At 66.1% G+C, this 23,144-nt stretch carries 23 protein-coding genes; 14 read left to right on the top strand and 9 right to left on the bottom strand.

All coding sequences use genetic code 11. The annotated features are described in order from the left end of the window. Positions 1 to 22: 22 nt before the first annotated feature. The gene (locus G6N67_RS17300) at positions 23 to 823 is read left to right on the top strand and encodes a crotonase/enoyl-CoA hydratase family protein (protein ID WP_036430039.1); all 801 of its coding nucleotides are present in this window, start codon (positions 23 to 25) and stop codon (positions 821 to 823) included. A 57-nt stretch (positions 824 to 880) separates the two neighbouring features. Here the strand turns inward: G6N67_RS17300 and G6N67_RS17295 are convergent, their stop codons facing one another. Continuing rightward, positions 881 to 1,204 (bottom strand): hypothetical protein, encoded by a 324-nt coding sequence (locus tag G6N67_RS17295; RefSeq protein WP_163642222.1) that lies wholly within the window; start codon positions 1,202 to 1,204, stop codon positions 881 to 883. 154 nt (positions 1,205 to 1,358) lie between these two features. On the opposite strand from G6N67_RS17295, the gene G6N67_RS17290 reads away from it, so the two are divergent. Further along, positions 1,359 to 2,012: a nitroreductase gene (locus G6N67_RS17290; protein ID WP_036430043.1), complete on the top strand. Its 654-nt coding sequence runs from the start codon at positions 1,359 to 1,361 to the stop codon at positions 2,010 to 2,012. On the opposite strand, the gene G6N67_RS17285 is transcribed toward G6N67_RS17290, so the two are convergent. The 3 genes from G6N67_RS17285 to G6N67_RS17275 form a co-directional block, all read right to left on the bottom strand. Beyond that, positions 2,009 to 3,220: a cytochrome P450 gene (locus G6N67_RS17285; RefSeq protein WP_036430045.1), complete on the bottom strand. Its 1,212-nt coding sequence runs from the start codon at positions 3,218 to 3,220 to the stop codon at positions 2,009 to 2,011. The two genes, G6N67_RS17290 and G6N67_RS17285, sit on opposite strands and share 4 nt — an antisense overlap. Next, the gene (locus G6N67_RS17280; RefSeq protein ID WP_051578884.1) at positions 3,217 to 3,897 is read right to left on the bottom strand and encodes an acetoacetate decarboxylase family protein; all 681 of its coding nucleotides are present in this window, start codon (positions 3,895 to 3,897) and stop codon (positions 3,217 to 3,219) included. Before G6N67_RS17280 ends, G6N67_RS17285 begins: the two co-directional genes overlap by 4 nt. A 181-nt stretch (positions 3,898 to 4,078) precedes the next feature. Beyond that, positions 4,079 to 5,110, bottom strand: a complete 1,032-nt coding sequence (locus G6N67_RS17275; protein ID WP_036430049.1) for an LLM class F420-dependent oxidoreductase — start codon at positions 5,108 to 5,110, stop codon at positions 4,079 to 4,081. A 57-nt stretch (positions 5,111 to 5,167) separates the two neighbouring features. Between G6N67_RS17275 and G6N67_RS17270 the strand changes: the two genes are divergently transcribed. From G6N67_RS17270 to G6N67_RS17250, 5 genes are read left to right on the top strand one after another with little or no spacing between them, the layout of a single operon-like run. Beyond that, positions 5,168 to 6,157 (top strand): Zn-ribbon domain-containing OB-fold protein, encoded by a 990-nt coding sequence (locus tag G6N67_RS17270; protein ID WP_036430051.1) that lies wholly within the window; start codon positions 5,168 to 5,170, stop codon positions 6,155 to 6,157. Between the two features lie 12 nt (positions 6,158 to 6,169). Then, positions 6,170 to 7,231 (top strand): thiolase family protein, encoded by a 1,062-nt coding sequence (locus G6N67_RS17265; protein ID WP_036430053.1) that lies wholly within the window; start codon positions 6,170 to 6,172, stop codon positions 7,229 to 7,231. After that, the gene (locus tag G6N67_RS17260; RefSeq protein WP_036430054.1) at positions 7,231 to 8,409 is read left to right on the top strand and encodes a thiolase family protein; all 1,179 of its coding nucleotides are present in this window, start codon (positions 7,231 to 7,233) and stop codon (positions 8,407 to 8,409) included. Before G6N67_RS17265 ends, G6N67_RS17260 begins: the two co-directional genes overlap by 1 nt. A 5-nt stretch (positions 8,410 to 8,414) precedes the next feature. Further along, a complete protein-coding gene (locus tag G6N67_RS17255) occupies positions 8,415 to 9,293 on the top strand; it encodes a TIGR03619 family F420-dependent LLM class oxidoreductase (protein WP_036430056.1) in 879 nt (292 codons plus the stop codon). A gap of 1 nt (position 9,294) precedes the next feature. After that, positions 9,295 to 9,708, top strand: coding sequence for a nuclear transport factor 2 family protein (locus G6N67_RS17250; RefSeq protein ID WP_036430058.1), 414 nt, complete (start codon positions 9,295 to 9,297; stop codon positions 9,706 to 9,708). A gap of 3 nt (positions 9,709 to 9,711) precedes the next feature. On the opposite strand, the gene G6N67_RS17245 is transcribed toward G6N67_RS17250, so the two are convergent. Further along, on the bottom strand, positions 9,712 to 10,236 hold the full coding sequence (locus G6N67_RS17245) for a gamma carbonic anhydrase family protein (RefSeq protein WP_036430059.1): 525 nt from the start codon (positions 10,234 to 10,236) through the stop codon (positions 9,712 to 9,714). 62 nt (positions 10,237 to 10,298) lie between these two features. On the opposite strand from G6N67_RS17245, the gene G6N67_RS17240 reads away from it, so the two are divergent. From G6N67_RS17240 to G6N67_RS17230, 3 genes are all read left to right on the top strand, one after another. Beyond that, complete coding sequence (locus G6N67_RS17240) at positions 10,299 to 10,949, top strand: hypothetical protein (protein WP_051578528.1); 651 nt, start codon at positions 10,299 to 10,301, stop codon at positions 10,947 to 10,949. Between the two features lie 100 nt (positions 10,950 to 11,049). After that, complete coding sequence (locus G6N67_RS17235) at positions 11,050 to 12,198, top strand: 3-ketosteroid-9-alpha-monooxygenase, oxygenase component (protein WP_036430061.1); 1,149 nt, start codon at positions 11,050 to 11,052, stop codon at positions 12,196 to 12,198. A gap of 13 nt (positions 12,199 to 12,211) precedes the next feature. After that, complete coding sequence (locus G6N67_RS17230; RefSeq protein ID WP_036430064.1) at positions 12,212 to 12,688, top strand: hypothetical protein; 477 nt, start codon at positions 12,212 to 12,214, stop codon at positions 12,686 to 12,688. Positions 12,689 to 12,781: 93 nt separating this feature from the next. Here G6N67_RS17230 and G6N67_RS17225 read toward each other — a convergent pair whose 3' ends face one another. The 3 genes from G6N67_RS17225 to G6N67_RS17215 are packed head-to-tail and all read right to left on the bottom strand — an operon-like array spanning position 12,782 to position 15,874. Next, positions 12,782 to 13,930, bottom strand: a complete 1,149-nt coding sequence (locus G6N67_RS17225; protein WP_036430066.1) for a sulfotransferase family protein — start codon at positions 13,928 to 13,930, stop codon at positions 12,782 to 12,784. Between the two features lie 31 nt (positions 13,931 to 13,961). After that, positions 13,962 to 14,744, bottom strand: coding sequence for an SDR family oxidoreductase (locus tag G6N67_RS17220; protein WP_036430068.1), 783 nt, complete (start codon positions 14,742 to 14,744; stop codon positions 13,962 to 13,964). 2 nt (positions 14,745 to 14,746) lie between these two features. Next, positions 14,747 to 15,874, bottom strand: a complete 1,128-nt coding sequence (locus G6N67_RS17215) for a hypothetical protein (RefSeq protein ID WP_036430070.1) — start codon at positions 15,872 to 15,874, stop codon at positions 14,747 to 14,749. 102 nt (positions 15,875 to 15,976) lie between these two features. Here G6N67_RS17215 and G6N67_RS17210 point away from each other — a divergent pair, with 102 nt between their 5' ends. From G6N67_RS17210 to G6N67_RS17195, 4 genes are all read left to right on the top strand, one after another. Then, positions 15,977 to 16,909 carry an IclR family transcriptional regulator gene (locus G6N67_RS17210; RefSeq protein WP_036430071.1) on the top strand — a complete coding sequence of 311 codons (933 nt, stop codon included), beginning with the start codon at positions 15,977 to 15,979 and terminating at the stop codon, positions 16,907 to 16,909. Between the two features lie 85 nt (positions 16,910 to 16,994). Continuing rightward, positions 16,995 to 18,020, top strand: coding sequence for a LacI family DNA-binding transcriptional regulator (locus G6N67_RS17205; protein ID WP_197747969.1), 1,026 nt, complete (start codon positions 16,995 to 16,997; stop codon positions 18,018 to 18,020). 231 nt (positions 18,021 to 18,251) lie between these two features. Continuing rightward, positions 18,252 to 19,544 carry an MFS transporter gene (locus G6N67_RS17200; RefSeq protein ID WP_036430073.1) on the top strand — a complete coding sequence of 431 codons (1,293 nt, stop codon included), beginning with the start codon at positions 18,252 to 18,254 and terminating at the stop codon, positions 19,542 to 19,544. Next, positions 19,544 to 21,022 carry a glycoside hydrolase family 32 protein gene (locus G6N67_RS17195; RefSeq protein WP_036430075.1) on the top strand — a complete coding sequence of 493 codons (1,479 nt, stop codon included), beginning with the start codon at positions 19,544 to 19,546 and terminating at the stop codon, positions 21,020 to 21,022. The genes G6N67_RS17200 and G6N67_RS17195 overlap by 1 nt, the downstream gene beginning before the upstream one ends. On the opposite strand, the gene G6N67_RS17190 is transcribed toward G6N67_RS17195, so the two are convergent. Next, positions 21,019 to 23,094: a RecQ family ATP-dependent DNA helicase gene (locus tag G6N67_RS17190; RefSeq protein WP_036430077.1), complete on the bottom strand. Its 2,076-nt coding sequence runs from the start codon at positions 23,092 to 23,094 to the stop codon at positions 21,019 to 21,021. The genes G6N67_RS17195 and G6N67_RS17190 overlap by 4 nt on opposite strands. Positions 23,095 to 23,144: the final 50 nt, after the last annotated feature.

Below are 23,144 nucleotides of genomic sequence, written 5' to 3'. Positions count from 1 at the left end.
AAGAGTGTGGAGGCAGATATCCGTGAGTGAGACCGAGAAGGGGCCCGACGCCCTCGTTGAGCAGCGCGGACACACCCTGATCGTGACGCTGAACCGGCCGGAGGCGCGCAACGCGCTCTCGACCGAGATGCTCTCGATAATGGTGGCCGCATGGGACCGCGTCGATGAGGATCCGGACATCCGCACGTGCATCCTCACCGGAGCGGGCGGCTACTTCTGCGCAGGCATGGACCTCAAGGGCGCGAACAAGAAGCCGCCTGGCGAATCGTTCAAGGACGGCAGCTACGACCCGTCGCGCATCGACGGTCTGCTCAAGGGCCGCCGGCTCAAGAAGCCGCTGATCGCCGCGGTCGAGGGCCCGGCAATCGCGGGCGGCACCGAGATCCTTCAGGGCACCGACATCCGCGTCGCCGGCGAGAGCGCGAAGTTCGGCATCTCCGAGGCCAAGTGGAGCCTGTACCCGATGGGCGGCTCAGCGGTGCGCCTGGTGCGGCAGATTCCCTACACCATCGCGTGCGACCTGCTGCTGACCGGGCGCCACATCACGGCGGCCGAGGCGTTGTCCTACGGGTTGATCGGCTACGTGGTGCCCGACGGCACGGCGCTGGACAAGGCGCTGCAGATCGCCGAGGTGATCAACAACAACGGTCCGCTCGCCGTGCAGGCGATCCTCAAGACCATCCGCGAGACCGAAGGCATGCACGAGAACGACGCGTTCAAGCCCGACACCGCCAACGGCATCCCGGTGTTCCTGTCCGACGACGCCAAGGAAGGCCCGCGGGCGTTCGCCGAGAAGCGTGCGCCCAACTTCCAGATGAAGTAGCCGGCGATCGAGGCCCTGCCCGAAATGGGCAGGGCCTCAATCATGTTCGGACCCGGATCACCAGCGCCGAGGCGGCCCCCAGAACGGCGGCGGCGGGGGTGGCCCCCAGAACGGCGGCGGGGGTGGTGGCGGCGGCCCCCAGAACGGCGGTGGGGGTGGTGGCGGCGGCCCCCAGAACGGCGGTGGGGGTGGTGGCGGCGGCCCCCAGAACGGCGGTGGCGGGGGCGGCGGTGGCGGGAAGAGCGGAACCGGCCCCAACTGCGCACCCGCCGAAGTCGTTGCGGGCGCGGCGTTTGCCGCACCGGCCGGCCCGACCGATGCTGCCATGAGCGCTCCGCTGAGCACTGCCCCCGCGATCAGCAGAGAAATTCGTCGTGCCATATCGTGCACCTCCTCGTCATCCAATTTAGAAAGGCTATCTAACAGGCCTGCCATCGAGGAAGATCACACAGCGAAAACTTAACCGCGGCACAGCAATTCAAAGCGACGGAAAAGCAGTGGGCACTTCCCACCCCGATCGATAGCGTGGTCGGCTATGTACGACCTCGATGCGGCAATCCGCACCCGACGCTCGACACGCCAGTTCCTGCCGGACAGACCGGTTCCGCGCGAGCTGGTCGACGAGGCACTCGACCTCGCGATGCGGGCGCCGTCGAACTCCAACATCCAGCCGTGGCGCGTGGTGTTCACGACGGGTCCGGCTCGCGACCGGCTCGTGAAAGCCCTCGGCGCCGAAGCCCGGCGGTCCGAACCGCAGATACCCCCGCTCCCCACACAGTTCGAACATCATCGATTCGAGGTTGGTGCCGCGATGTTCGGCGCACTCGGCATCGCTCGTCACGACGCCGAGGCCAGACGCGCTGTGGTCCTGCGGAACTGGGATTTCTTCGGGGCACCGCTGGCCGGCGTCGTATGCATGCACCGCGAGCTCGACCATGTCGACAGCATGAGCGTGGGCATGTTCCTGCAGACCCTCGTTCTGGCATTGACCGCCCGCGGGTTGAGCACCTGCACGCAGGTGTCGATCGCGGGTTACCCCGAGGTTGTGCACGAGCAACTCGCGATACCTGCCGACATGCGCATCCTGTGCGGCCTCGCGGTCGGCTACCCGGATCCCTGCTTCCCGGGCAACGCGCTGCAGACACCGCGAAGCCCGGTCAGCGACAACGTGACTTTCGTCGAGAACTAAGCGCCGGCCGGCGCGGTCGGGGTGAACACCACCGGCATCGACTCGGGGCCGCTCACGAAGTTGGCGGGCCGCAGCGGCACTTCGGCGCCGTCGGCCAATCGCAGGTCCGGGAGCCGCGCCAGCAGCCGGGAAACCATCAGCTTGAGCTCGAGGCGGGCCAGCTGGTTGCCCAGGCAGAAGTGCGTCCCGAACCCGAACGCCATGTGACTGTTCGGGTTCCGGTCGATGCGGAAGTTCTCCGGATCACCGAACACGGCTTCGTCGAAGTTGGCCGACTCGAACAACAGCATGATCTTCTCGCCGGCTTTGAGCTCCGCGCCGTGGAACTCCGTGTCGGCGGTCAGGATGCGGCACATGTTCTTCACGGGCGAGGTCCAGCGCAGCATCTCCTCGATCGCACCGGGCAACAGCGCTGTATCTGCGACCAGACTGTCCCACTGATCCCGGTGCCGCAGAAGCTGTTCCACACCACCTGACAGCGTGTGCCGGGTGGTCTCGTCACCGCCGATGAGGATCAGCAGCGTCTCGAAGACGATCTCGTCATCGGTCATGCGCTGGCCCTCGACCTCGGCGTTGACCAGGATCGAGAACAGGTCGTCAGTCGGATCGGCGCGGCGCCGCTTGATCTCTTCCATGGTGAACGCCGTGTAGGCCGCGAAGGTATCCATGAGCTTCTGGATCACGGTCTCGTCGACGTGGGAGCTCAGCCCGCACACCAGATCGTCGGACCACCGCAGCAGCATGTCGCGTTCTTCGGGCAGCACACCGAGCATGTCGCCGATGACCGCCATCGGCAGCGGCGCCGCGATGTCCCGGACGAAGTCGCATTCTCCGCGCTCACACACCGCGTCGATGAGGGCGTCACACAGCTTCTCGATGGACGGCACCTTGTCCATGACGCGTTTGCGGGTGAAGCCGGAGTTGACGAGCTTGCGCCGCAACAGATGTGCGGGATCGTCCATGTCGATCATGTACGGCATACCCGGCTGGTCGGGCCGGATGCCACCCGCACTGGAGAACAGTTCGGGGTTGCGCTCGGCGTCGAGCACCGCCTGATGGCTGGCCGCGGCGGCCAGCCCGTTGCGGTCCCGGAACACCGGCTCGTTGGCCCGCATCCAGCGGTACGCATCGCGCGCGTTGCCGTCGGCGTAGAACCGGCCGTCGGCCAGATCGACGTCGGGCTTGGTGCTGGACAGGACTTGGGTCATGAGATCTCCTTGGCGTCACCGAACGTCATCTGCACGTTGTCGACCGAGCTCGAAACGAGCGCGCGCTTCGGCAGGCCCAGCGCCGCGAGTTCTTTTGCGTACGGGTGGTCGCCGAGCCACAGCCGGACGCCGCCAGGCCGGTAGCGCACGCCGGAAAGCCGCATCACGCCGGCGGTTTCACGCGTGACGCCGTCCAGATGCGAGTACGTGGGATGCACCTGCGGCGTGGACGTGAACGCCGACGGGACCGGGACCGCAGGCTTGAATTCCATGCCGATCACCAGCTGCCCCTCGATGCTGACATCGAATCCGAACTGGCGGCCTTCGCGAACGGTGAAGTCCGCCATGACTTTCGGGTAGCCCCAGATTTTTCTGCCGGCCTCGAGCGTGAACGCCTGGTCGACCGGCAGGTGGTGGATGAACGCGCCGGCGGACCGCAGGGCCCGAACACCCGAAGCGGTCGACCCCGGCGGGTTGACCATGACGTTGGTGCCGTACTCCAGATACTCGCCGAGGTCGCCGTCGACGTAGCGCATGAGCATCAGGACGACCACCGCACGGCCGGGCCGGTACCGGCAGACCTGTAGGCCGCTGTAGTCGATCATCCGCTGGGCGGCGTCGGCGTCCACGGAGAACATCGCCATGTGCTGATCCGCCTTGCGGATCTGCACGGGCATGGTGACCACCGTGCCGGCGATCGTGTGATGGGAGGTGGCGTCGGTCACATCCCAAATCTAGAACGTGTTCTAAACACTTTGCAACAAGTGTCTACTCTTTCCCGCCGAGCAGACGCGGACGTACCCGTATCACGCGCTTTTCGGGTACCCGCGCGTCTGCTCGCGCGGGAAAGGGGCCCGCCTACACGAGCGTCGCGAGCTCCCGGATCTGCTCCGCACTACGACCACTCACCACCATGGTCGTGACGCCCGCGGCCTCCCAGACCTTGATCTGTTCGCGCACGTAATCCTTGTCGCCGACGATCGCGGCGTCGTCGACCACCTCGTCCGGGATGACCTTGGCAGCCTCGTCCTTGCGGTCGCTGCGGAACAGCTCGGTGACCTCGTCGACCACGTCGCCGTAACCCATGCGGCGGTACACCTCGGCATGGAAGTTGGTGTCCTCCGAGCCCATCCCGCCCATGTAGAGCGCGAGGTAGGGCTTCATGGCCGCGAACGCCGCGGGCCGGTCGTCGGTGATCACGATGTTGGCCGTCGCACAGATCTCGAAATCCTCGCGCGACCGGCGCGCGCCCGGGCGCGCGAAACCCTCGTCGAGCCAGGCGTTGTAAGTGTCGGCCATGCGCGGCGTGTAGAAGATCGGCAGCCAGCCGTCACAGATCTCGGCCGCCAGCGCGACGTTCTTGGGGCCTTCCGCGCCGAGCATGATCGGGATGTCGGCGCGCAGCGGATGCGTGATGGGCTTGAGCGGCTTGCCCAGCCCGGTCGTGCCCTCCCCCGAAAGCGGCAGCGGATAGTGCGGGCCCGCGCTGGTCACCGGCGCCTCGCGCGCCCAGACCTGGCGGATGATGTCGACGTATTCACGGGTGCGGGCAAGCGGCTTGGGGAAGCGCTGCCCGTACCAGCCCTCGACGACCTGCGGGCCGGACACCCCGAGCCCGAGGATGTGCCTGCCGCCCGAGAGGTGGTCCAACGTCAGGGATGCCATGGCGCACGCGGTGGGGGTGCGCGCCGACAGTTGCACCACCGACGTGCCCAGCCGCAAGCGGCTGGTCTCGCGTCCCCACCAGGCCAGCGGCGTGAACGCATCCGATCCCCAGGCCTCGGCGGTGAAGACGGTGTCGAACCCGGCGTCTTCGGCGGCGGCCACCAGTTCCGCATGGTTGGTGGGCGGCTGCGCGCCCCAATATCCGAGCTGGAGTCCCAACTTCATTAGCTGTCCTCTCGACCGCTTCTTGCCACGATTCTTAGAACCTGTTCTACTCGATGTGTGACAGCCAGCCAAAGCCGCCCGGCCTCGATAGATCATCACGAGCCGCCACTTTCTGCGCCACTGAAACTGTCGTTTGACTACACCCGTTCAGTAGGCCCGGTGCTCGGTCAGTTCTTCACCGCCCTTCGTGACCGCCGAATCGTCGGCGTACGCGGGTCGGACGGACGTGTGCATGTGCCACCCGCCGAGTATGACCCGGTCACCTACGAGGCCCTGACCGAGGTGGTGCCGGTCTCCAGCGTCGGAACCGTGGTGTCGTGGACCTGGCAGTCAGAGCCCCTCGAGGGCCAGCCGCTGGACCGGCCGTTCGCGTGGGCCCTGATCAAGCTCGACGGCGCCGACACCCCGCTGCTGCATGCGGTCGACGCTGCAGAAGGCACGCTCAGCACGGGCGCCCGCGTCCATGCGCACTGGGTCGATGAACCGGTCGGCGCCATCACCGACATCGCGTACTTCGTGCCGGGTGAGACGCCCGAGCCGGTGCCCGACGTGACCGACGCCCGCGACCCCATCACCATGCTCGTGGTCCCGACGGCCATCGAGATCCAACACACCGCGTCGCTCCCCGAGAGCACGTTCCTGCGGGGTTTGCAGGAGGGCAAGCTGCTGGGCGCCCGTACGGGCGATTCAGGCAAGGTGTACTTCCCGCCCAAGGAGGCCGACCCGGCGACCGGCAAGGAACTCGACCAGTTCGTCGAGCTGCCGGACAAGGGCACCGTGACGACGTTCGCGATCATCAACATCCCGTTCGCGGGCCAGCGCATCAAGCCGCCGTACGTGGCGGCCTACGTGCTGCTCGACGGCGCCGACATCCCGTTCCTGCATCTGGTCACCGAGATTCCCGCCGACGAGGTTCGCATGGGCATGCGGGTGGAGGCGGTGTGGAAGCCCCGCGACGAGTGGGGCCTCGGCATCGACAACATCTCCCATTTCCGGCCGACGGGTGAGCCCGACGCCGACTACGACAGCTACAAGCACCACCTGTAAGGGAAACTGCACATGACTTTTCGTGATGTAGCCGTGGTCGGTTTCGCGCATGCCCCGCATGTGCGCCGCACCGACGGCACCACCAACGGCGTCGAGATGCTGATGCCGTGTTTCGCCCAGTTGTACGCTGAACTCGGCCTCCAGCAGACCGATATCGGATTCTGGTGCTCCGGCTCCTCGGATTACCTTGCCGGCCGAGCCTTTTCGTTCATCTCGGCGATCGATTCGATCGGCGCCGTACCGCCCATCAACGAATCGCACGTCGAGATGGACGCCGCGTGGGCACTGTACGAGGCCTACATCAAGATCCTCACCGGCGAGGTCGACACCGCGCTGGTGTACGGCTTCGGCAAGTCCAGCGCCGGTGTGCTGCGCCGGGTGCTGGCGCTGCAGACCGATCCCTACACCGTCGCGCCGCTGTGGCCGGACTCGGTGTCGATGGCCGGGCTGCAGGCCCGGTTCGGTCTGGACGCCGGAAAGTGGACTGCCGAGCAGATGGCCCAGGTAGCCCTGGACTCCTACGCCGCCGGTGGGCGCACCGACAGGGAAGACGTCACCGGTACCGTCGCGGACCTGCTGGACCGCCCGTTCTTCGCCGATCCGCTGCGCCGCCACGACATCGCGCCGATCACCGACGGGGCCGCGGCGATCGTGCTCGCCGCCGACGACCGGGCCCGCGAACTACGTGAAAATCCGGCCTGGATCACCGGTTTCGAACATCGCATCGAGACTCCGGTGGTGGGTGCCCGCGATCTGACGACGTCACCGTCGACTGCCGCATCGGCGCAGGTCGCCACCGGCGGCGACGTGAGCTCGATCGAGGTGGCCGAGATCTACGCGCCGTTCACCCACCAGCAGCTGATCCTCACCGAGGCGATCGGGCTGGGAGAGAACACGAAGGTCAACCCGTCCGGTGGTGCGCTCGCCGCCAACCCGATGTTCGCGGCAGGCCTCGAACGCGTCGGCTTCGCGGCACAACACATCTTCACCGGCTCCGCAGGGCGCGTACTGGCGCATGCCACGAGTGGCCCTGCGCTGCAACAGAATCTGGTCGCGGTCTTGGAGGGCAAATAATGGCCAACAAAGCAGCGGTCCTCGGCACCGGCCAGACGAAGTACGTGGCCAAGCGCCAGGACGTGTCGATGAACGGTCTGGTGCGCGAAGCCATAGACAAGGCCCTCGCGGACTCCGGCACGACCATGGCCGATATCGACGCCGTGGTGGTCGGCAAGGCACCCGACTTCTTCGAGGGCGTCATGATGCCCGAGCTGTTCATGGCCGACGCGACGGGTGCGACCAACAAACCGCTGATCCGCGTGCACACCGCGGGGTCGGTGGGCGGCTCGACCGCCGTCGTGGCGTCCAGCCTGGTGAAGTCCGGCAAGTACCGACGTGTGCTCACCATGGCGTGGGAGAAGCAGTCCGAGTCGAACGCCATGTGGGCGTTGAGCATTCCGGTGCCGTTCACCAAACCCGTCGGCGCAGGCGCGGGCGGATACTTCGCGCCGCACGTGCGCGCCTATATCCGTCGTTCTGGTGCCCCGGACCACATCGGCGCGATGGTCGCGGTCAAGGACCGGTTGAACGGTGCCAAGAACCCGTTGGCGCACCTGCATCAGCCCGACATCACGCTGGAGAAGGTGATGTCGTCCCAGATGCTGTGGGATCCGATCCGATTCGACGAGACCTGCCCGTCATCTGACGGCGCGGCCGCGATGGTGATCGGTGACGAGCAGACCGCCGATGCCCGTGTCGCAGCGGGCCACCCGGTGGCCTGGATCCACGCGACCGCCCTGCGCACCGAACCGCTCGCCTATTCGGGTCGTGACCAGGTCAATCCACAGGCCGGCCGGGACGCAGCCGCCGCACTGTGGCGCGACGCGGGCATCACGAGCCCGATCGACGAGATCGATGTCGCCGAGGTGTACGTGCCGTTCTCGTGGTTCGAGCCGATGTGGTTGGAGAATCTCGGTTTTGCCGCCGAAGGCGAGGGCTGGAAGCTCACCGAGGCCGGTGAGACGGCGATCGGCGGCACGATCCCGTTCAACGCGTCGGGCGGCGTGCTGAGCTCGAATCCGATCGGCGCGTCGGGCATGATCCGGTTCGCCGAATCGGCGATCCAGGTGATGGGCAAGGCAGGCGACCACCAGGTCGAGGGCGCCCGCAAGGCGCTCGGCCACGCCTACGGCGGTGGCTCGCAGTACTACTCGATGTGGGTCGTCGGTAGCGACAAGCCGGTGGACAAGTCATGACTCGCATGAAGTACACCCTCAGCGTGGCCATGGGCCCGCTCGAACACCTGACCGGATTGGCCCGCACCGCAGAGGAAGTCGGGTTCGACGCGATCGCGCTGCCGGATTCCCTGTTCTACATGGAGAAGCAGGCCGCGGATTATCCGTACACGCCGGACGGGTCACGCATGTGGAATGCCGAGACCCCGTGGGTGGATCCGCTGATCGCGGCGGCCTCGATGGGCGCGGTGACCTCGACGCTGCGGTTCTACACCAACGTCATGAAGCTCGGCTCGCGGAACCCGCTGCTGCTGGCCCGGCAGGTCGGTTCGGTGGCCAACCTGACGAACAACCGGTTCGGGTTCGGCGTCGGGATCGGCTGGGCGCCGGAGGAATTCGAGTGGTGCGGGGTTCCGTTCGCCAAGCGTGGCGCGCGCGTCGATGAGATGATCGAGGTGCTCAAGCTGGTGCTCGGCGGCGGCATGGTCGAGTTCCACGGCGAGTTCTACGATTTCGACCGTCTGCAGATGAGCCCTGCGCCGTCGCAGCCCGTGCCGTTCTACGTCGGTGGGCACACCCCGGTCGCGCTCAAGCGCGCGGCCCGGGTCGGTGACGGCTGGACCAGCGCCATGATGACCTGTGCACAACTGGCCGACACGGTTCAGGCGATCAACAAGCTGCGGGCCGAATACGGCCGCGCCGACGAGCCTTTCGAGTTCCAGGCGGTCTGTATCGACAAGTTCGATCTCGCAGGGCACCGTGAACTCGCCGACGCCGGCATCACCGACAACATCGTCATCCCGTGGCTGCTCGAGGGCCTGGGCTTCGACGCCCCGCTGGGGAAGAAGCAGGACTCGCTCAAGCGCTTCGCCGACACGTACATCCACTCCGGCTGGCAGGACTGACATGGCGATCACCGATCCGCAACACCCCGCCCACCTGGCAGGCAAGCGGTCGCGCGCCGCGGTGGCCGCGCGAGACAAGGATGCCTGGCTGGCGGTGTTCGCCGACGACGCGATCGTGCAGGATCCGATCGGGCCGTCGTTCCTCGATCCGGAAGGCAAGGGCCATCGCGGCAAGGAAGCCATCGCGGCGTTCTGGGACAAGGCGATCGCCCCCACCGAGAAGCTGGAATTCAACTTCGTCGACACGTTCCAGTGCGGCGACGAGGAAGCCAACGTCGGCAGCATCGTCACCACCATGGGCGGCCACCGGATCACCACCGAGGGAGTGTTCACCTACCGGGCCGACGACGCGGGTCAGTTGGTGGCGTTGCGGGCGTACTGGGAGGCCGGGCGGGCGACGTCGACGCCCGCGTAGCGGCTAGATCTCTTCCAGGCCGGTCAGGTAGCGGCGGGCCAGATCCTGGTAGGCCAGCGGGTTGGAGTTGACCCACAGTTCGGCCCCGGTCCCGGCGATCGGGCCCCGAACCTTCGCAGGCGACCCCACCACCAGCACCTCGTCAGGGATCTTGGTGCCGCCCACCACCAGCGAGTTCGCGGCGATCAAGCTGCGGCGGCCGATCACCGCACCGTCGAGCACGGTCGCGTGGTTCGCGATCAAGGCCTCCGCGCCGACGTGCGCGCCGTGGATCACGCACATGTGGGCGACCGTCGCGCCCGGCCCGATGTCGACGGGGATGCCGGGCGGCGCATGAAGCACCGAGCCGTCCTGCACGTTGGCGCCCTCTCGGATCACGATCGGCGCGTAGTCGGCGCGCACGACCGTGTTGAACCACACCGAGGCGCCGGCCTCGACCGTGACGTCACCGATCAACGTCGCGGTGGGGGCCACGAACGCTTCCGCGTCGATGCGCGGAGCGCGCCCTTCGAACGAGTACAACGGCATCGTTCAGATATACCGCAGGCAGGGCGGCCGCCATGCCGCGACGCGTACCGTGAACAGTAACTATGTCGTTTCCGCCGCCCACACCTCGCAAGTTCCTGTTCACGTTCGGTATGGCGACGGTCATTGCGACCGCCGCCACCGCCTGCAGTTCATCGGACGTGGCCCCGACGGCCCGCTGGGGCATGACGCCGACCACGACGTCGTCGTCGACCGCTCCCGCACCGTCGACGTCGGCGTCGGCAGCTCCCCAAAAGGCCGACTACAACCGGCTTCTGCTGCGGGCGAGCGATGTCAGCATCCCGCCGGACACCTACACCGCGCAGTCGTCGAAAACCGATCCCAACGGGATCCCCGGCGCAAGTGCCCTTTTCGTCAACCAGGACGACACCAGGGCCATCGCCGACACCGTCGTGATCTACCCGGACGCGGCGACCGCGACCGCGACGCTGCGTCAGGCGGCGGGCGCCGTGAGCACCATCGTGACCGGCGGCACGCCGCAACCGTTTCCGGTGGGCACCGACGGGACTGTGATCTCCGGCACATCGCCCGACGGCGCGAAAGCCGTGACGCTGCTGATGTTCACCGAGGGCCGCGCGCTCGTGCGGCTCGAGTTCGACAGTGCGCCGGGGGACGTGACCTCGCCACAGGTGGTGACGGCCGTCGGGAGAATGCAGGAGATTGCCCTGCGAATCGGGTTCACCCAGCCGGAATGACGACCACGACGGGTATGTCGCAGGTCATGCCGCGATTATTGCCAGAGCGGTGCCAAAAACTGTAACGTGTTCTAGTTAGAGAGCAAGGACTGGAGGCGTCATGGCTACGGACACAGCCGGCATTCGCGAAATCGACACCGGTGCGCTGCCCGATCGGTATGCCCGGGGCTGGCATTGCTTGGGCCCGGTAAAGGATTTCCTGGACGGCAAACCGCACTCGGTCGAGGCGTTCGGCACCAAGCTGGTGATTTTTGCCGATTCGCAGGGCGAGCTGAAGATCCTGGACGGCTACTGCCGTCACATGGGCGGCGACCTGTCGCAGGGCACCATCAAGGGTGACACCGTGGCATGCCCGTTCCACGACTGGCGCTGGGGCGGCGACGGCAAGTGCAAGCTGGTGCCCTACGCCAAGCGCACGCCGAGGTTGGCCCGTACCCGGGCCTGGCACACCGATGTGCGCGGCGGTCTGCTGTTCGTGTGGCACGACCACGAGGGCAACCCACCACAGCCCGAGGTCCGCATCCCCGAGATCCCGGAGTTCGCCAGCGACGACTGGACCGACTGGCGGTGGAACACCTTGTTGATCGAGGGCAGCAACTGCCGCGAGATCATCGACAACGTCACCGACATGGCGCACTTCTTCTACATCCACTACGGCCTGCCGACCTACTTCAAGAACGTGTTCGAGGGCCACATCGCGTCGCAGTACCTGCACAACGTGGGCCGCCCGGACATCGGCGGCATGGGTACGGCTTACGGTGAGGCACACCTGGATTCGGAAGCGTCGTACTTCGGCCCGTCGTTCATGATCAACTGGCTGCACAACAACTACGGCGGGTACAAGGCCGAGTCGATCCTGATCAACTGCCACTACCCGGTGACCCAGGATTCCTTCGTGCTGCAGTGGGGCGTCATCGTCGAAAAGCCCAAGGGCATGGACGATGCCACCACCGAGAAACTTGCCGCGGCGATGACCGAAGGCGTGAGCAAGGGCTTCATGCAGGACGTCGAGATCTGGAAGCATAAGACCCGCATCGACAACCCGTTGCTGGTCGAGGAGGACGGCGCGGTCTACCAGATGCGCCGCTGGTATCAGCAGTTCTATGTCGACGTCGCCGACATCACGCCCGACATGACCGACCGTTTCGAAATGGAGATCGACACCACCGCGGCCAACGAGAAGTGGCACATCGAGGTGGAAGAGAACTTGAAACAGCAGGAAGCGGCCAAGGCCGCCGAGAACGCCTAGGCTGGCAGTCGCCATGACGCCGCGCCACGAACCGCCAGATGTCGACCGACTTGCCCGGTCGATGCTGCTGCTGCACGGCGTGCATGATGACGACGACGATCGTCATGGCGCCGGCGGCAGTAGTTCCGGTTCATGGGCTGGGACGTGGTCAAAGGCACCGGATTTCGCGTCCGACCCTGAACGGGCCGCGGCGGTGCGGGCTGCCACCGAACGGGACCGTGAGCGCTATCTCACGTCCGGCCTCGCGGAGGTCGACTGCCGGTTCTGCCACGTCGCGGTGAAGGTCAAGAAGCTGGGCCCGGAGCACACCTCGGTGCAGTGGAATTCCCAAGCGACGCAACGCTGTGCGGTGTTCGCCGAGATCCGGGAGTCGGGCGGGGATCCGGCCCGGGCCCGATCCTGTCCACGGCTGGCCGACAGCATCAAGCATGCCGTCGCGGAAGGGTGCCTCGAAGAATTCTCCTCGGCCCCCTCCCCCGGCGACGGCTGAATTTTCTCTCGCGAGCAGACGCGTCGGTACCCCGTTTTCGCGATTTCCGGGTACCTGCGCGTCTGCTCGCGGGGAGACTCTCGCGGGGAGACTCTAAAGCCCCTTGAACCGCTCCTTGACCGACTCCGCGGTCAACCCGTAATCAGCAAGGGAATACGTGTGTTTCGGTGCACGCGGACCCCGCTTGCTCGCCTCGTCCACCGCTTTGACGGCCGCACGCGCCGCGTCGGTGTACGGCAACCCGAAGTGCCGGTACACGTTCTCGACCGTGGCCACGGGATCGGCGATGAACTCGAAGTAGTCGACGTCGTAGAACTGCGCCGGATTGTGTTTGCGCCGTTCCGCACTGAACAACTCCAGCCCACGCGACCAGGTTTCGAGCGCGTCCGCGCCGATCTGTGCGCCGACGAAGCTGTTCGACCAGCCCTCCGTGGTGTGCTGGGCCAACGAACACATCGACGCCATGATGGTCTCCGCCGGCCGGTGGCACTGGATCACGAGGGCGTCCGGGTAGGTGGCGAACACCGCGTCCAGGGCGAACAGATGGCTGGGATTCTTGAGCACCCAACGCTTTTCGGGGTCATTGAGACCGATCAGCTGAAGGTTGCGGCGGTGCCGCTGATAGGACCGCGTCCAGTCCTGCTGCGCAAGCCAGTTCGCGTACGTCGGCAGGTGCGCGAGCGTCTCGTACGACACCGAATGCAGGGACTGACGCAGCAGCTGCCAGCACTCCTCCACCTCGTCGGCAGTCATGAAGTGCAGACCGGTGTAGTCCGGGTTCTCCTCATGATGCTGGTCGAAGCGGGCTGCGAGCTGCTGATACACGGGGTTGTCCGGCCAGGTCTCGCGCGGCGGGCGCGGCTGTGGAAACTCGGCGAGCCACATCTCCAAGCCTTGATGGGCCGGGTCGGCCGTCAGCAACCGGTGCAGCACCGTGGTGCCGGTACGCGGCAGACCCGTGACGAAGATCGGCCGCTCGATGGCCACGTCGGCATGTTGCGGGTACTGCTTCCACGACGATTCGCTCAGCAGCCGGGCCACCAGTGCGTTGCGCAAGAAGAACCGCGACATCTTGCTGCCCAGCTCGGTGAGGTCGGCGTCGCGCTGATACGACTCCAGTAGCACCGCGAGCGCCTCGCGATAGTTGTCGTCGTCGGTACCGAAATCGTCGAGACCCGTGGCCTTGGTCGCCGACGCGTGCAGATCCTCGACCGTGCCGACGTTGGTACGAACGCCGCTCATACGCGATCCGCCTCCGCTACTCGCTGCCCGCTCATGCCTTGTACTCCCCGCAGTTGACGTCGAGGGCCTGCCCCGTGATCCCGCTCGCCATGTCGCTGGCCATGAACAGGATGGCCGACGCGACCTCGTCCTCGGTGGGCAGCCGCTTGAGATCCGACGCGGCCGCGGTGGCTTTGTAGATCTCGTCCACGGTGGTGCCGTACTTGCCGGCCTGGTGGGTGAAGTAGCTCTCCAGCGTGCCGCCCCAGATGTAGCCGGGCAGCACCGAATTCACCCGGATACCCTGCTCGCCGAGCTCGGTCGCCAGGGTCTGGGACATGGCCAGCAGTGCCGACTTGGCCAGCTTGTAGGCGCCGTACTTGGCCTGCGAGTGCCGCACCACCATCGAGTTGACGTTGACCACAGCGCCTTTCGACTCGGCCAGGGCCGGCGTGAACGCCTGCACGAGTCGCAGCGCACCGAAGACCGTGAGTTCGATGGCTTCGCGCATGTGTTCAAAGGTGGTGTTGGCGAACGGTTTCATCGACGGCACCCGGAATGCGTTGTTGATCAACACGTCGACCTTGCCGTACTCCGCCGTCGCTGCCGAGACGAGGTTGTCGACCTGCTCGTCGTCGGTGATGTCGGTGCCGACCGACAACGCGCGCCGGCCGAGGTTCGCCACTTCTTTGGCCACGTCGTCGAGGCGCTCGACGGTGCGCGCGGCGAGCACCAGATCGGCGCCGGCCTCGGCACACCGCCGGGCCAGGGTGGTGCCCAGCGCGGGCCCGACACCGCTGATGACGACGACTTTGTTTTCAAGCAGTCCCGACATGTCTACCCCAGCATCCTGTTCGCGATTTGGTTCTGACGCAGCGCAATACGGGCCCGCCAGTCTTGCTCTGAGATCTTGTTGTGGTCGTAGAACGGCAGCGCCTTCGCCACATCGGCCACGTCGACCACTTCCACCGTGGGACCGTCGGCCTCGGTCAACTCGCGCGACACCCGCTGCCACCGGAACTGCAGGAAGCCCTTGCGGTGCCCCAGGGTCTCCACCCAGTTGGTGATCCCCGGATTTTCCTCGGACACCACGATGCGGATCTTGCCGTCCGGATCCGCTTGTGCCTGAGTACCGTTGAGCGACGTCTGATGGTTGATGTAGTCGAGCGAGATGTACCAGAGGCTGCCCAGCTGGAATCCGAGGTACGGCGCGTCGGTGACCGGCAGCGTGATGACCATCGCCTGGTCGTCAGCCAGGTCATAGTGCCCGGCCGACGAATACTGGGTGGCCAGCCCGCCCGGCGTGAGCCGCGGCGCCACCATGGTGTTGACCGGGATGTTCAGGTAGAACCACTGCGGGAACTGCAGCCACGTCTTGATCCGTTGCACGAGCTGCTTGCCCGCAGTGGCGTACCGCTTCTCGATGAGTTCACGGGTCAGTGGTGGCGGCGCGGTTCCGGCCGAGTCGGTACGCGCGATCGCCAGCGTGCCGCGCCGGGCCGACCAGTCGTTGTAGACCTCGCGGATCACCAACTGCGCGGGGCTTTTCGGCGTGACGCGCCATTCGAAGGTGCCGTCCTCGGCGATGTCGAGGGCCCGGTCGTCGAACGCGGTTTCGCTGTCCGGCACGTTGGAGTCGGTGTATTCACCGCCGAGCATCTGGAAACTCAGATCTGTGGTGGTGCCCCGGGTTCCGGTCACGACGTACTCGTGCCCGGCCTGCACGCGGGTGCCGAAATACAGCGTGTCGGGATTGTCGAGGCCCATCTTGTTGAACGGACCGGTGCCGGACAAGAGGAACGGGTGGTCGCGGTCGTAGTCGAACGCCATGTGCGTACAGGCCGAGATCCCACCTGCCAGGTACTGCAGGCCTTCGAGCAGGTCGGCTTCGGATTCGACGTGCGGCGCCTCGCGGACCAGGCGCTCAGCCTCGGCTATGGCGTCGACCAGTGGCTGTGAATACATCTCGCCCCGTTCTTTCGTTCCAATATTGGACCGAAGTGGTAGAGTTTCCGACCTGACACTAGAACGCGTTCCAATTCGAGTCAACGTCTGGGAGGTCATGACATGACGCTCGCCGAGTCGGCCGGACGTGCGTCGCCGCCCACCGCGCGGGTGATCGCCATCCTGGACTTCCTGGCCCAGCACCCCCACGATCAGTTCGGTCTGTCCGAACTGGCGCGGCGGGTGGGCCTGAGCAAGCCGACATGCCTTGGCATCCTGTCGACCTTGGCCGAATCCGGTTATCTGATCCGCGACACACAAAACAAGACGTATCGCCTTGGGCCTGCACTCATCTCCCTCGGACACATCGCGCAGGAATCGATGCGAGTCAGTCCGGGTGCGCGCGAAGAACTGCGTCGGCTCTGCGAGACCTTCAACGCGACGGCGGCACTCTCGGGCGTCGTGGACGATCGCATCACCCTGCTGGAACTGGTCTCCCCGCCCGGAAGCCCCGTCACCGTCCGCGTCGGCCAGAGCTATCCGTTCGCGCCGCCGGTCGGCCTGATGTTCGTGTTGTGGGACGACAGGGCCGTGCGGGACTGGCTCGCGAAAGAGCCGACCATCCCGCTGCGTACCGACAGCGAACGTCTCGACCGCGTCATCGCCGAGTGCCGGGCCTCGGGATACCTCGTGGAGCGGCTCACGCCGGGAGGCCGACGCCTGTACGCGATGATGGCAGGCATGTCGAGCACGCTGCCCGACGAACTTCGTGCGCTGCTGGGCGAGCTGATATCGGATATCGGGGAGCGTGTGTACCTGCCGAGCGATGAGCCGCTTGCGCGAAGAGCAGACGGCACCGCGGCCGATTCCCGGGCAGTCGACGTCAGCGTGATCGCGGCACCCGTTTTCGATCACCATCAGCGGCAGGTGATGGTGGTTTCGCTGCAGATCGGGCGGGCCCTGGCCGACGCCGAGATTGCTCGGCATGCCGGCGGACTGTGCGCCGCCGCCGACGTGTTGACGGCTCAACTGGGTGGATCGAAACCGGGCGGCTGACCCGGGCCGACCCGGTACGGATCTGAAGGGAAAAACCAGCGGGGCATACTGGGTTCTGCGCGGACGACCAGCCGGAGGTGATTCGTTGCGGCAAAAGCGGGTGACGCTGAGCGACGTCGCGCGCGAAGCCGGGGTGTCCAGGACGACGGCGTCCTTCGTTCTGTCGCACCAAGATTCGAAGCGGATTTCTGCGGATACCCAGGACCGGGTCTGGGAGGCCAGCCGCAAGCTCGGGTACCGGCCCAACCTGGCGGCACGAAGCCTGCGGGTCAATTCGACGATGACGATCGGGATGATCTCCGATCGCATTGCGGCGACGCAATACGCCGGCGAGATGGTGCGCGGAGCCATCGAGGCGGCGACCCGAACCGGCCGCGTGCTTTTGATCGCGGAGACCGAAGACGAATCCGCCGATGGCGCCGAGCACATCGACGCGATGCTCGACCGCCAGGTCGACGGACTGATCTACGGATCGATGTACACCCGCGAGGTGGAGCCGCCGGTTTCCCTCCGGTCGGTGCCCCACGTCTTCCTCAACTGCCTTCCCCCCGGGAATGACGGACCGGCGGTGATCCCGGACGAAGCCGAAGCCGGAAGGCTTGCCGCGGCAACGCTTCTCGATGCCGGTCACACCGACCGCGTGTACTACATCGGCGGCAGGCACCTGACCGCCGACAAACCAGGCGGCATCTTCGCCGGCCACGAGCGGGCCAGAGGCATCGCCGAGGCGTTCGCCGCCCGGGGACTGTCCCTGGCCGGTACGGCAGAGTGCGAGTGGGTGCCGCCGGAGGGATATCGGGTGGCCCGGGAGGTGCTACGCACCGATCTCCCGCCGACGGCGCTCATCTGCGCCAACGACCGGCTTGCCCTCGGCGCCTACCAGGCGCTGCAGGAATCGGGTTTCTCCATTCCTGGCGACGTGTCGGTCGTCTCGTTCGACGACTCCGAACTCGCGGCCTGGATGCGTCCCGCCCTGACCTCGATCGCCCTTCCGCATTACGACATGGGCGCGAAGGCCGTCGAGTTGGTGCTCGGGAACCAGCGGGAGGCCGCGGTGCATCGGTGCCCGATGCCTTGTTCCACGCGGGAATCGGTCGCTCGTCCGCGCTGACGGACCAGACTCGAGAAGAGACTTGCGTCACACCTGCAAGGGGGTGTAACTTCCTCGCCCAGACAGTGCAGAATCGATTTAGCAAGCTGCTGCCGTTGCGAACCCCGACCTGCACCTGACGGCCAACGCCGTGATCGCACCTGCCGAATCTTCCGGCCTGCAGGCGCCGCACCGTCAGACCGCACCCTGTGCGGCGTCGGCAACAAGACTCGGCGAGGAAAGGTTCACCACGTGCCGAAGCTGACCCATTCCCTCAAAAACGGGGCCTACTTGCAGAGTTCCGTGACGCTGCTGCTCTTCTTCGCGTCCTGGGGCATCTGGTGGTCGTTCTTCCAGATCTGGCTGACCAACGACGAGCACGGTCTGGGGCTCAACGGCGCCGAGGTGGGGACCGTCTACTCGGTGAACTCGCTCGCCACCTTGGCGATCATGTTCTTCTACGGGACGATCCAGGACAAGCTCGGCTTGAAGCGCACACTGGTCGTCATCGCGTCTGCGGCGATGGCCCTGGTGGCACCGTTCTTCCTCGTCATATACGAACCGCTGCTGCGTTCGGCGTTCTTCCTCGGAGTCTTGGCCGGCGCGGTCTTCCTGTCGCTGGGCTACATGGCCGCCGCAGGTCTGCTCGAGGCCGTCGCCGAACGGATGAGCCGCACCTATGGGTTCGAGTACGGCCAGGCCCGCATGTGGGGCTCGTTCGGTTATGCACTCGCGGCCCTCATGGCAGGGTTCCTGTTCACCATCAACCCGACGCTGAACTTCATCGGTGGCTCGCTCTTCGGCATCGCCTGCCTGCTGGTGCAACTGTTCTGGAGAACATCGTCGGTACCGTTGGCCGCAGGCCACAGCAGCCACCCGCAGACTCCCAGCCTTCGCGAGATGGCCGGCTTGCTCAAACTGCCGCGATTGTGGCTCATCATCGTGTTCGTGCTGTTCACCTGGACCTTCTACACGGTCTACGACCAGCAGATGTTCCCCGAGTTCTATACGAGCCTGTTCGAGACCGAAGAACGCGGCCAGCAGATCTATGGCGTGCTCAACTCTGTCCAGGTATTCGTGGAAGCGACGATGATGGGTTTCGTCCCGATCCTCATGCGCAAGGTCGGGGTTCGCGCCACGCTCCTGCTGGGCGTATCCGTCATGTGTGTGCGGATCCTCGGCACCGCGGTGTTCGACGACGCGGTCATCGTGTCCATCGTGAAGATGTTCCACGCCATCGAGGTTCCGCTCTTCATCCTGGCGATCTTCCGCTACTTCACGCTGCACTTCCCGGCCACGCTTTCGGCGACCCTGTACATGGTCGGGTTCCAGATCTCGGCGCAGGTCGGCAACGTCATCCTGTCCCAGCCGCTCGGCGCGCTGCGTGACTCGATCGGTTACCAGCCGACGTTCTATGTCATCGCCGCAACGGTATTCGCTGCCGGTGTCTATGCCTACTGCACTCTCAAGCGAGATGCTCAGGACGTCTACGGCGACCCGTTCGTCCGGGCTTCGGACAAGACCCCGGCCGGAGCGGGCGCGTGATGGACCAGCAGCTCGCCCGCGCCGAACAGGGAGTCCGTGAACTTCGGGCCACCCGAAATGACCGCTGGTATCCCAAGTTCCATATCGCGGCGCGTGCCGGATGGATCAATGACCCCAACGGGCTCTGCCACTTCAACGACCGGTACCAGGTCTACTTCCAACATCATCCGTACAGCAGCGACTGGGGCCCGATGCACTGGGGCCATGTCAGCAGTGCCGACCTGGTCACGTGGCGCCGCGAACCCATCGCGATGGCCCCGAGCGTGGCGGAGGACCGGGACGGGGTTTTCTCGGGCTCGGCCGTGGTCTCCGATGAGCACGAGTTGCTGGTCTATTTCACCGGACACCGCTGGCGCAACGGCGTCGACGAGGACGACGGAAACCTACAGGTCCAATGCCTGGCTGTGAGTAAAGACGGAATCACCTTCGAAAAGCAGGGCACCGTGGTCGAGTGTCCGGACGGCCTCATGCACTTTCGCGACCCGAAGGTCTGGCGGACTGGCGATCGCGGCTACATGATCTTCGGCGCGTGCTCACCCGACAATCGTGGCGAGGTCTGGCTGTACACGTCGGACGACATGCGGGACTGGACATTCGACCGCGTGCTCTACCGCGATCCGGATCCACACACTTTCATGCTCGAATGCCCTGACCTGTTCCCGCTCGGCGACAAATGGGTGCTCACCTACTGTCCGATGGGCCGCAGACCGAAGAAATACCGGGCCCGCAACCGACACAACGCGGGATACGTGGTGGGCACCTGGTCGCCGGGTGAAGAGTTTCGGCCGCTCACCGAGTACCGGCCCATCGACTGGGGTGCCAATTACTATGCCCCACAATCATTTCAAGCTCCAGACGGCCGCAGGCTAATGCTGGCGTGGATGGGTTCCTTCGGGATCCCCGCAGCCTCGCAGCTCACCGACGGTTGGTCAGGCCAGATGACGGTTCACCGCGAGCTGACGCTCGGCGACGACAACCGCCTGATTGCGGTGCCGATCGCGGAGCTGACGCAGCTGCGAACCGCAACGCACGATTTCGGGTTGGTGGCCATGGGGCCCAACGAAACCCGGACGCTGGCCGAGAATGTCGATGCCGCCGAGGTGGAGATCGACATCGATCTTGCCGGCTCGACTGCCGAGCGTGTGGGCCTGGCGATCAACAAGACGCCCGACGGCCACGAAACATTGGTGGGCTACGACGATCTGGCCCGCAGGGTGTTCGTCGACCGCCGCAATTCGGGCCATGGCAACCGGGGTTACCGCGCTGCGCCGTGCTCGAGCGGTCGGGTCAAACTGCGGGTGCTCGTCGATCGCGGATCGGTCGAGGTGTTTGTCAACGACGGCGCCGAGACGGTGTCGTCGCTGATCTTCGCCGCGGACGGGCCCCGGTCGATCGAGCTCTATACCGAGTGCGGAGACGCGACGATCCCCCGGCTCGTCGTCCATCGGCTGGGTTCCATCTGGGAGGACGCCCGTTAACTGGTGCTGGCCAGCACGAACGGCAGCACCTCTGGCGCACCGGCATCCCGCAACACCCGCGCCGCCATGGTCAGCGTCCAGCCGGTGTCGGTCATGTCGTCGACCAGCAGCACCGGGCCGTCGACGGTGATGTCCGGTGCCTCCCAAGCCCCGTGCAATGCGGCAACCCGGTATGCCGAGTTGGCGGCGGTTGCGGGCCGCCGCTGCGGCGCATAACGCAACGTGCCCAGATCCGTCAGCCGGCCGAGTTGCGCGAGACGCTGCACGGTCGAGGAGATCAGCCGCGGGTGGGTCTCGGAGTCCAGCCCGATGACGGCCACCGGGCGGGCTTTCCAGTCCCAGGCCTTGAGTACCGCGACGGCGGCCTGCACCACATCGTCGGGCACCTCCTGGTCGGGTTCGGCCAGCAGCCGACGTAGCCGCGCACCCCAGCCCAGGTCGGTGAGCCTGCCGATGGCCCGCCCAGGCGCGGCCCCACCGGAGATGCGTCCGGACAGTTCGAGCCCGAGCGCGGCCAGCCCGGAGGGCCACTGCTTGCGGGGCGCCACATCGACGCCAGGCCTGCGCAGCCGTTCCGCGGTGGTGGCCAGAGTGCCTTCGTCGACCCTCGTGTCGTAACGAGTTCCTGTGCAGTTGTCGCAGCGGCCGCACCGCTCGCCCGGCTGTATTTCCGGATCATCGAGTTGTCCACGCAGGAAAGCCATTCGGCATCCATCGGTGCGTTGATAGTCCAGCATCGCCTGCTGTTCGCGTTTCCGGGCCTCGTCGAGTGCGCGGTACCGTTCCTCGTCGTACTCCCAGGGTTGGCCGGTGCCGATCCACCCGCCTTTGACGCGCCGCACCGCACCGTCGACGTCGAGCACCTTGAGCACCATCTCCAGGCGTGACCGGTTGAGGTCCACCAGCGCCTCCAGCGCGGGTGTCGACTGCGGCCGGTCGGGTTCGAGTGCGCGAAGCACGTTGCGCACCATGGATTCCGACGGGAATGCCACCGACGCAAAATACCGCCACACGTCCTGGTCCTCGGCGCCGGGCAGCAGGATCACCTCGGCGCTTTCGGTCGCGCGGCCGGCACGGCCGACCTGTTGGTAGTACGCGATCGGCGAGGACGGTGCGCCCAGGTGTACGACGAAACCGAGATCCGGTTTGTCGAAACCCATCCCGAGCGCCGACGTCGCGATGAGCGCCTTGACCCGGTTGTTCAGCAGGTCGGCTTCCAGCTGTTCGCGTTCGGAGGTGTCAGTCGAACCCGTGTAGGCCGCGACCTGATGGCCCTGCTCACGCAGCAGCGCCGCGACATCATGGGCCTGCGCAACCGTCAGCGTGTAGACGATGCCCGAACCGGGCAACGAATCCAGTTGCGCGGCAATCCAAGCCGCACGCTGCGCGGGGTTGCCCGCGTGCACAACGGCCAGCCGGAGCGACTCGCGGTCCAGGCCGCCACGCAGCACCACGGTGTCGCGACCCCCGACACCCAACTGGGCCGCGACGTCGTTGACCACGCGGTCGTTGGCTGTCGCGGTGGTGGCGAGAACCGGGATGTCGGAACCCAACTCGCCGATCAACGTGCGGATGCGCCGGTAGTCGGGGCGGAAGTCATGGCCCCAATCGGAAACACAGTGCGCCTCGTCGACCACCACCAGACCGGCGTCGGCCGCCAGGGCGGGCAGCACATTGTCGCGAAAATCGGGATTGTTCAACCGTTCCGGGCTGACCAGCAGAACGTCGAGTTCGCCGTCGGCCACCTGCTGATGAATCGCCGACCACTCGGTGACGTTGCCCGAATTGATGGTCGCCGCACGCACCCCGGCGCGTTCGGCCGCGGCCACCTGGTTGCGCATCAACGCCAGCAGCGGCGACACGATCACGGTCGGGCCACGCCCGGCACCACGCAACAGCTTGGCCGCGATGAAGTACACCGCGGACTTTCCCCAGCCCGTGCGCTGCACCACCAACGCCTGACGGCGCTGCACGACGAGCGCCTCGATGGCCGTCCACTGATCGTCACGTAGCGACGCCGCGGGCCCGGCGAGTTGTTCGAGGATCGACTGGGCCTGTTCGCGGGTTGCCATGCGTCCTATCGTGCCTGGCGGGACCGACACCGGAGGCGGCGCAGGGGGCA

Origin of the sequence: Mycolicibacterium mageritense, from assembly GCF_010727475.1 — a bacterium.
GTDB lineage: Bacteria > Actinomycetota > Actinomycetes > Mycobacteriales > Mycobacteriaceae > Mycobacterium > Mycobacterium mageritense.
Note: the sequence above shows the minus strand (reverse complement) of the source record. Positions and strands in the feature narration are given on the sequence as shown.

Coding starts and splice junctions, on each gene's coding strand:
- G6N67_RS17280 (WP_051578884.1), bottom strand. CDS start 3,897: ATGCCCGTGCAGATCCGCAAGGCGGATCAGCACATGGCGATGTTCTCC.
- G6N67_RS17215 (WP_036430070.1), bottom strand. CDS start 15,874: ATGTATTCACAGCCACTGGTCGACGCCATAGCCGAGGCTGAGCGCCTG.
- G6N67_RS17225 (WP_036430066.1), bottom strand. CDS start 13,930: ATGAGCGGCGTTCGTACCAACGTCGGCACGGTCGAGGATCTGCACGCG.
- G6N67_RS17260 (WP_036430054.1), top strand. CDS start 7,231: ATGGCCAACAAAGCAGCGGTCCTCGGCACCGGCCAGACGAAGTACGTG.
- G6N67_RS17290 (WP_036430043.1), top strand. CDS start 1,359: ATGTACGACCTCGATGCGGCAATCCGCACCCGACGCTCGACACGCCAG.
- G6N67_RS17295 (WP_163642222.1), bottom strand. CDS start 1,204: ATGGCACGACGAATTTCTCTGCTGATCGCGGGGGCAGTGCTCAGCGGA.
- G6N67_RS17245 (WP_036430059.1), bottom strand. CDS start 10,236: ATGCCGTTGTACTCGTTCGAAGGGCGCGCTCCGCGCATCGACGCGGAA.
- G6N67_RS17250 (WP_036430058.1), top strand. CDS start 9,295: ATGGCGATCACCGATCCGCAACACCCCGCCCACCTGGCAGGCAAGCGG.
- G6N67_RS17275 (WP_036430049.1), bottom strand. CDS start 5,110: ATGAAGTTGGGACTCCAGCTCGGATATTGGGGCGCGCAGCCGCCCACC.
- G6N67_RS17240 (WP_051578528.1), top strand. CDS start 10,299: ATGTCGTTTCCGCCGCCCACACCTCGCAAGTTCCTGTTCACGTTCGGT.
- G6N67_RS17210 (WP_036430071.1), top strand. CDS start 15,977: ATGACGCTCGCCGAGTCGGCCGGACGTGCGTCGCCGCCCACCGCGCGG.
- G6N67_RS17265 (WP_036430053.1), top strand. CDS start 6,170: ATGACTTTTCGTGATGTAGCCGTGGTCGGTTTCGCGCATGCCCCGCAT.
- G6N67_RS17195 (WP_036430075.1), top strand. CDS start 19,544: ATGGACCAGCAGCTCGCCCGCGCCGAACAGGGAGTCCGTGAACTTCGG.
- G6N67_RS17220 (WP_036430068.1), bottom strand. CDS start 14,744: ATGTCGGGACTGCTTGAAAACAAAGTCGTCGTCATCAGCGGTGTCGGG.
- G6N67_RS17255 (WP_036430056.1), top strand. CDS start 8,415: ATGAAGTACACCCTCAGCGTGGCCATGGGCCCGCTCGAACACCTGACC.
- G6N67_RS17230 (WP_036430064.1), top strand. CDS start 12,212: ATGACGCCGCGCCACGAACCGCCAGATGTCGACCGACTTGCCCGGTCG.
- G6N67_RS17285 (WP_036430045.1), bottom strand. CDS start 3,220: ATGACCCAAGTCCTGTCCAGCACCAAGCCCGACGTCGATCTGGCCGAC.
- G6N67_RS17190 (WP_036430077.1), bottom strand. CDS start 23,094: ATGGCAACCCGCGAACAGGCCCAGTCGATCCTCGAACAACTCGCCGGG.
- G6N67_RS17235 (WP_036430061.1), top strand. CDS start 11,050: ATGGCTACGGACACAGCCGGCATTCGCGAAATCGACACCGGTGCGCTG.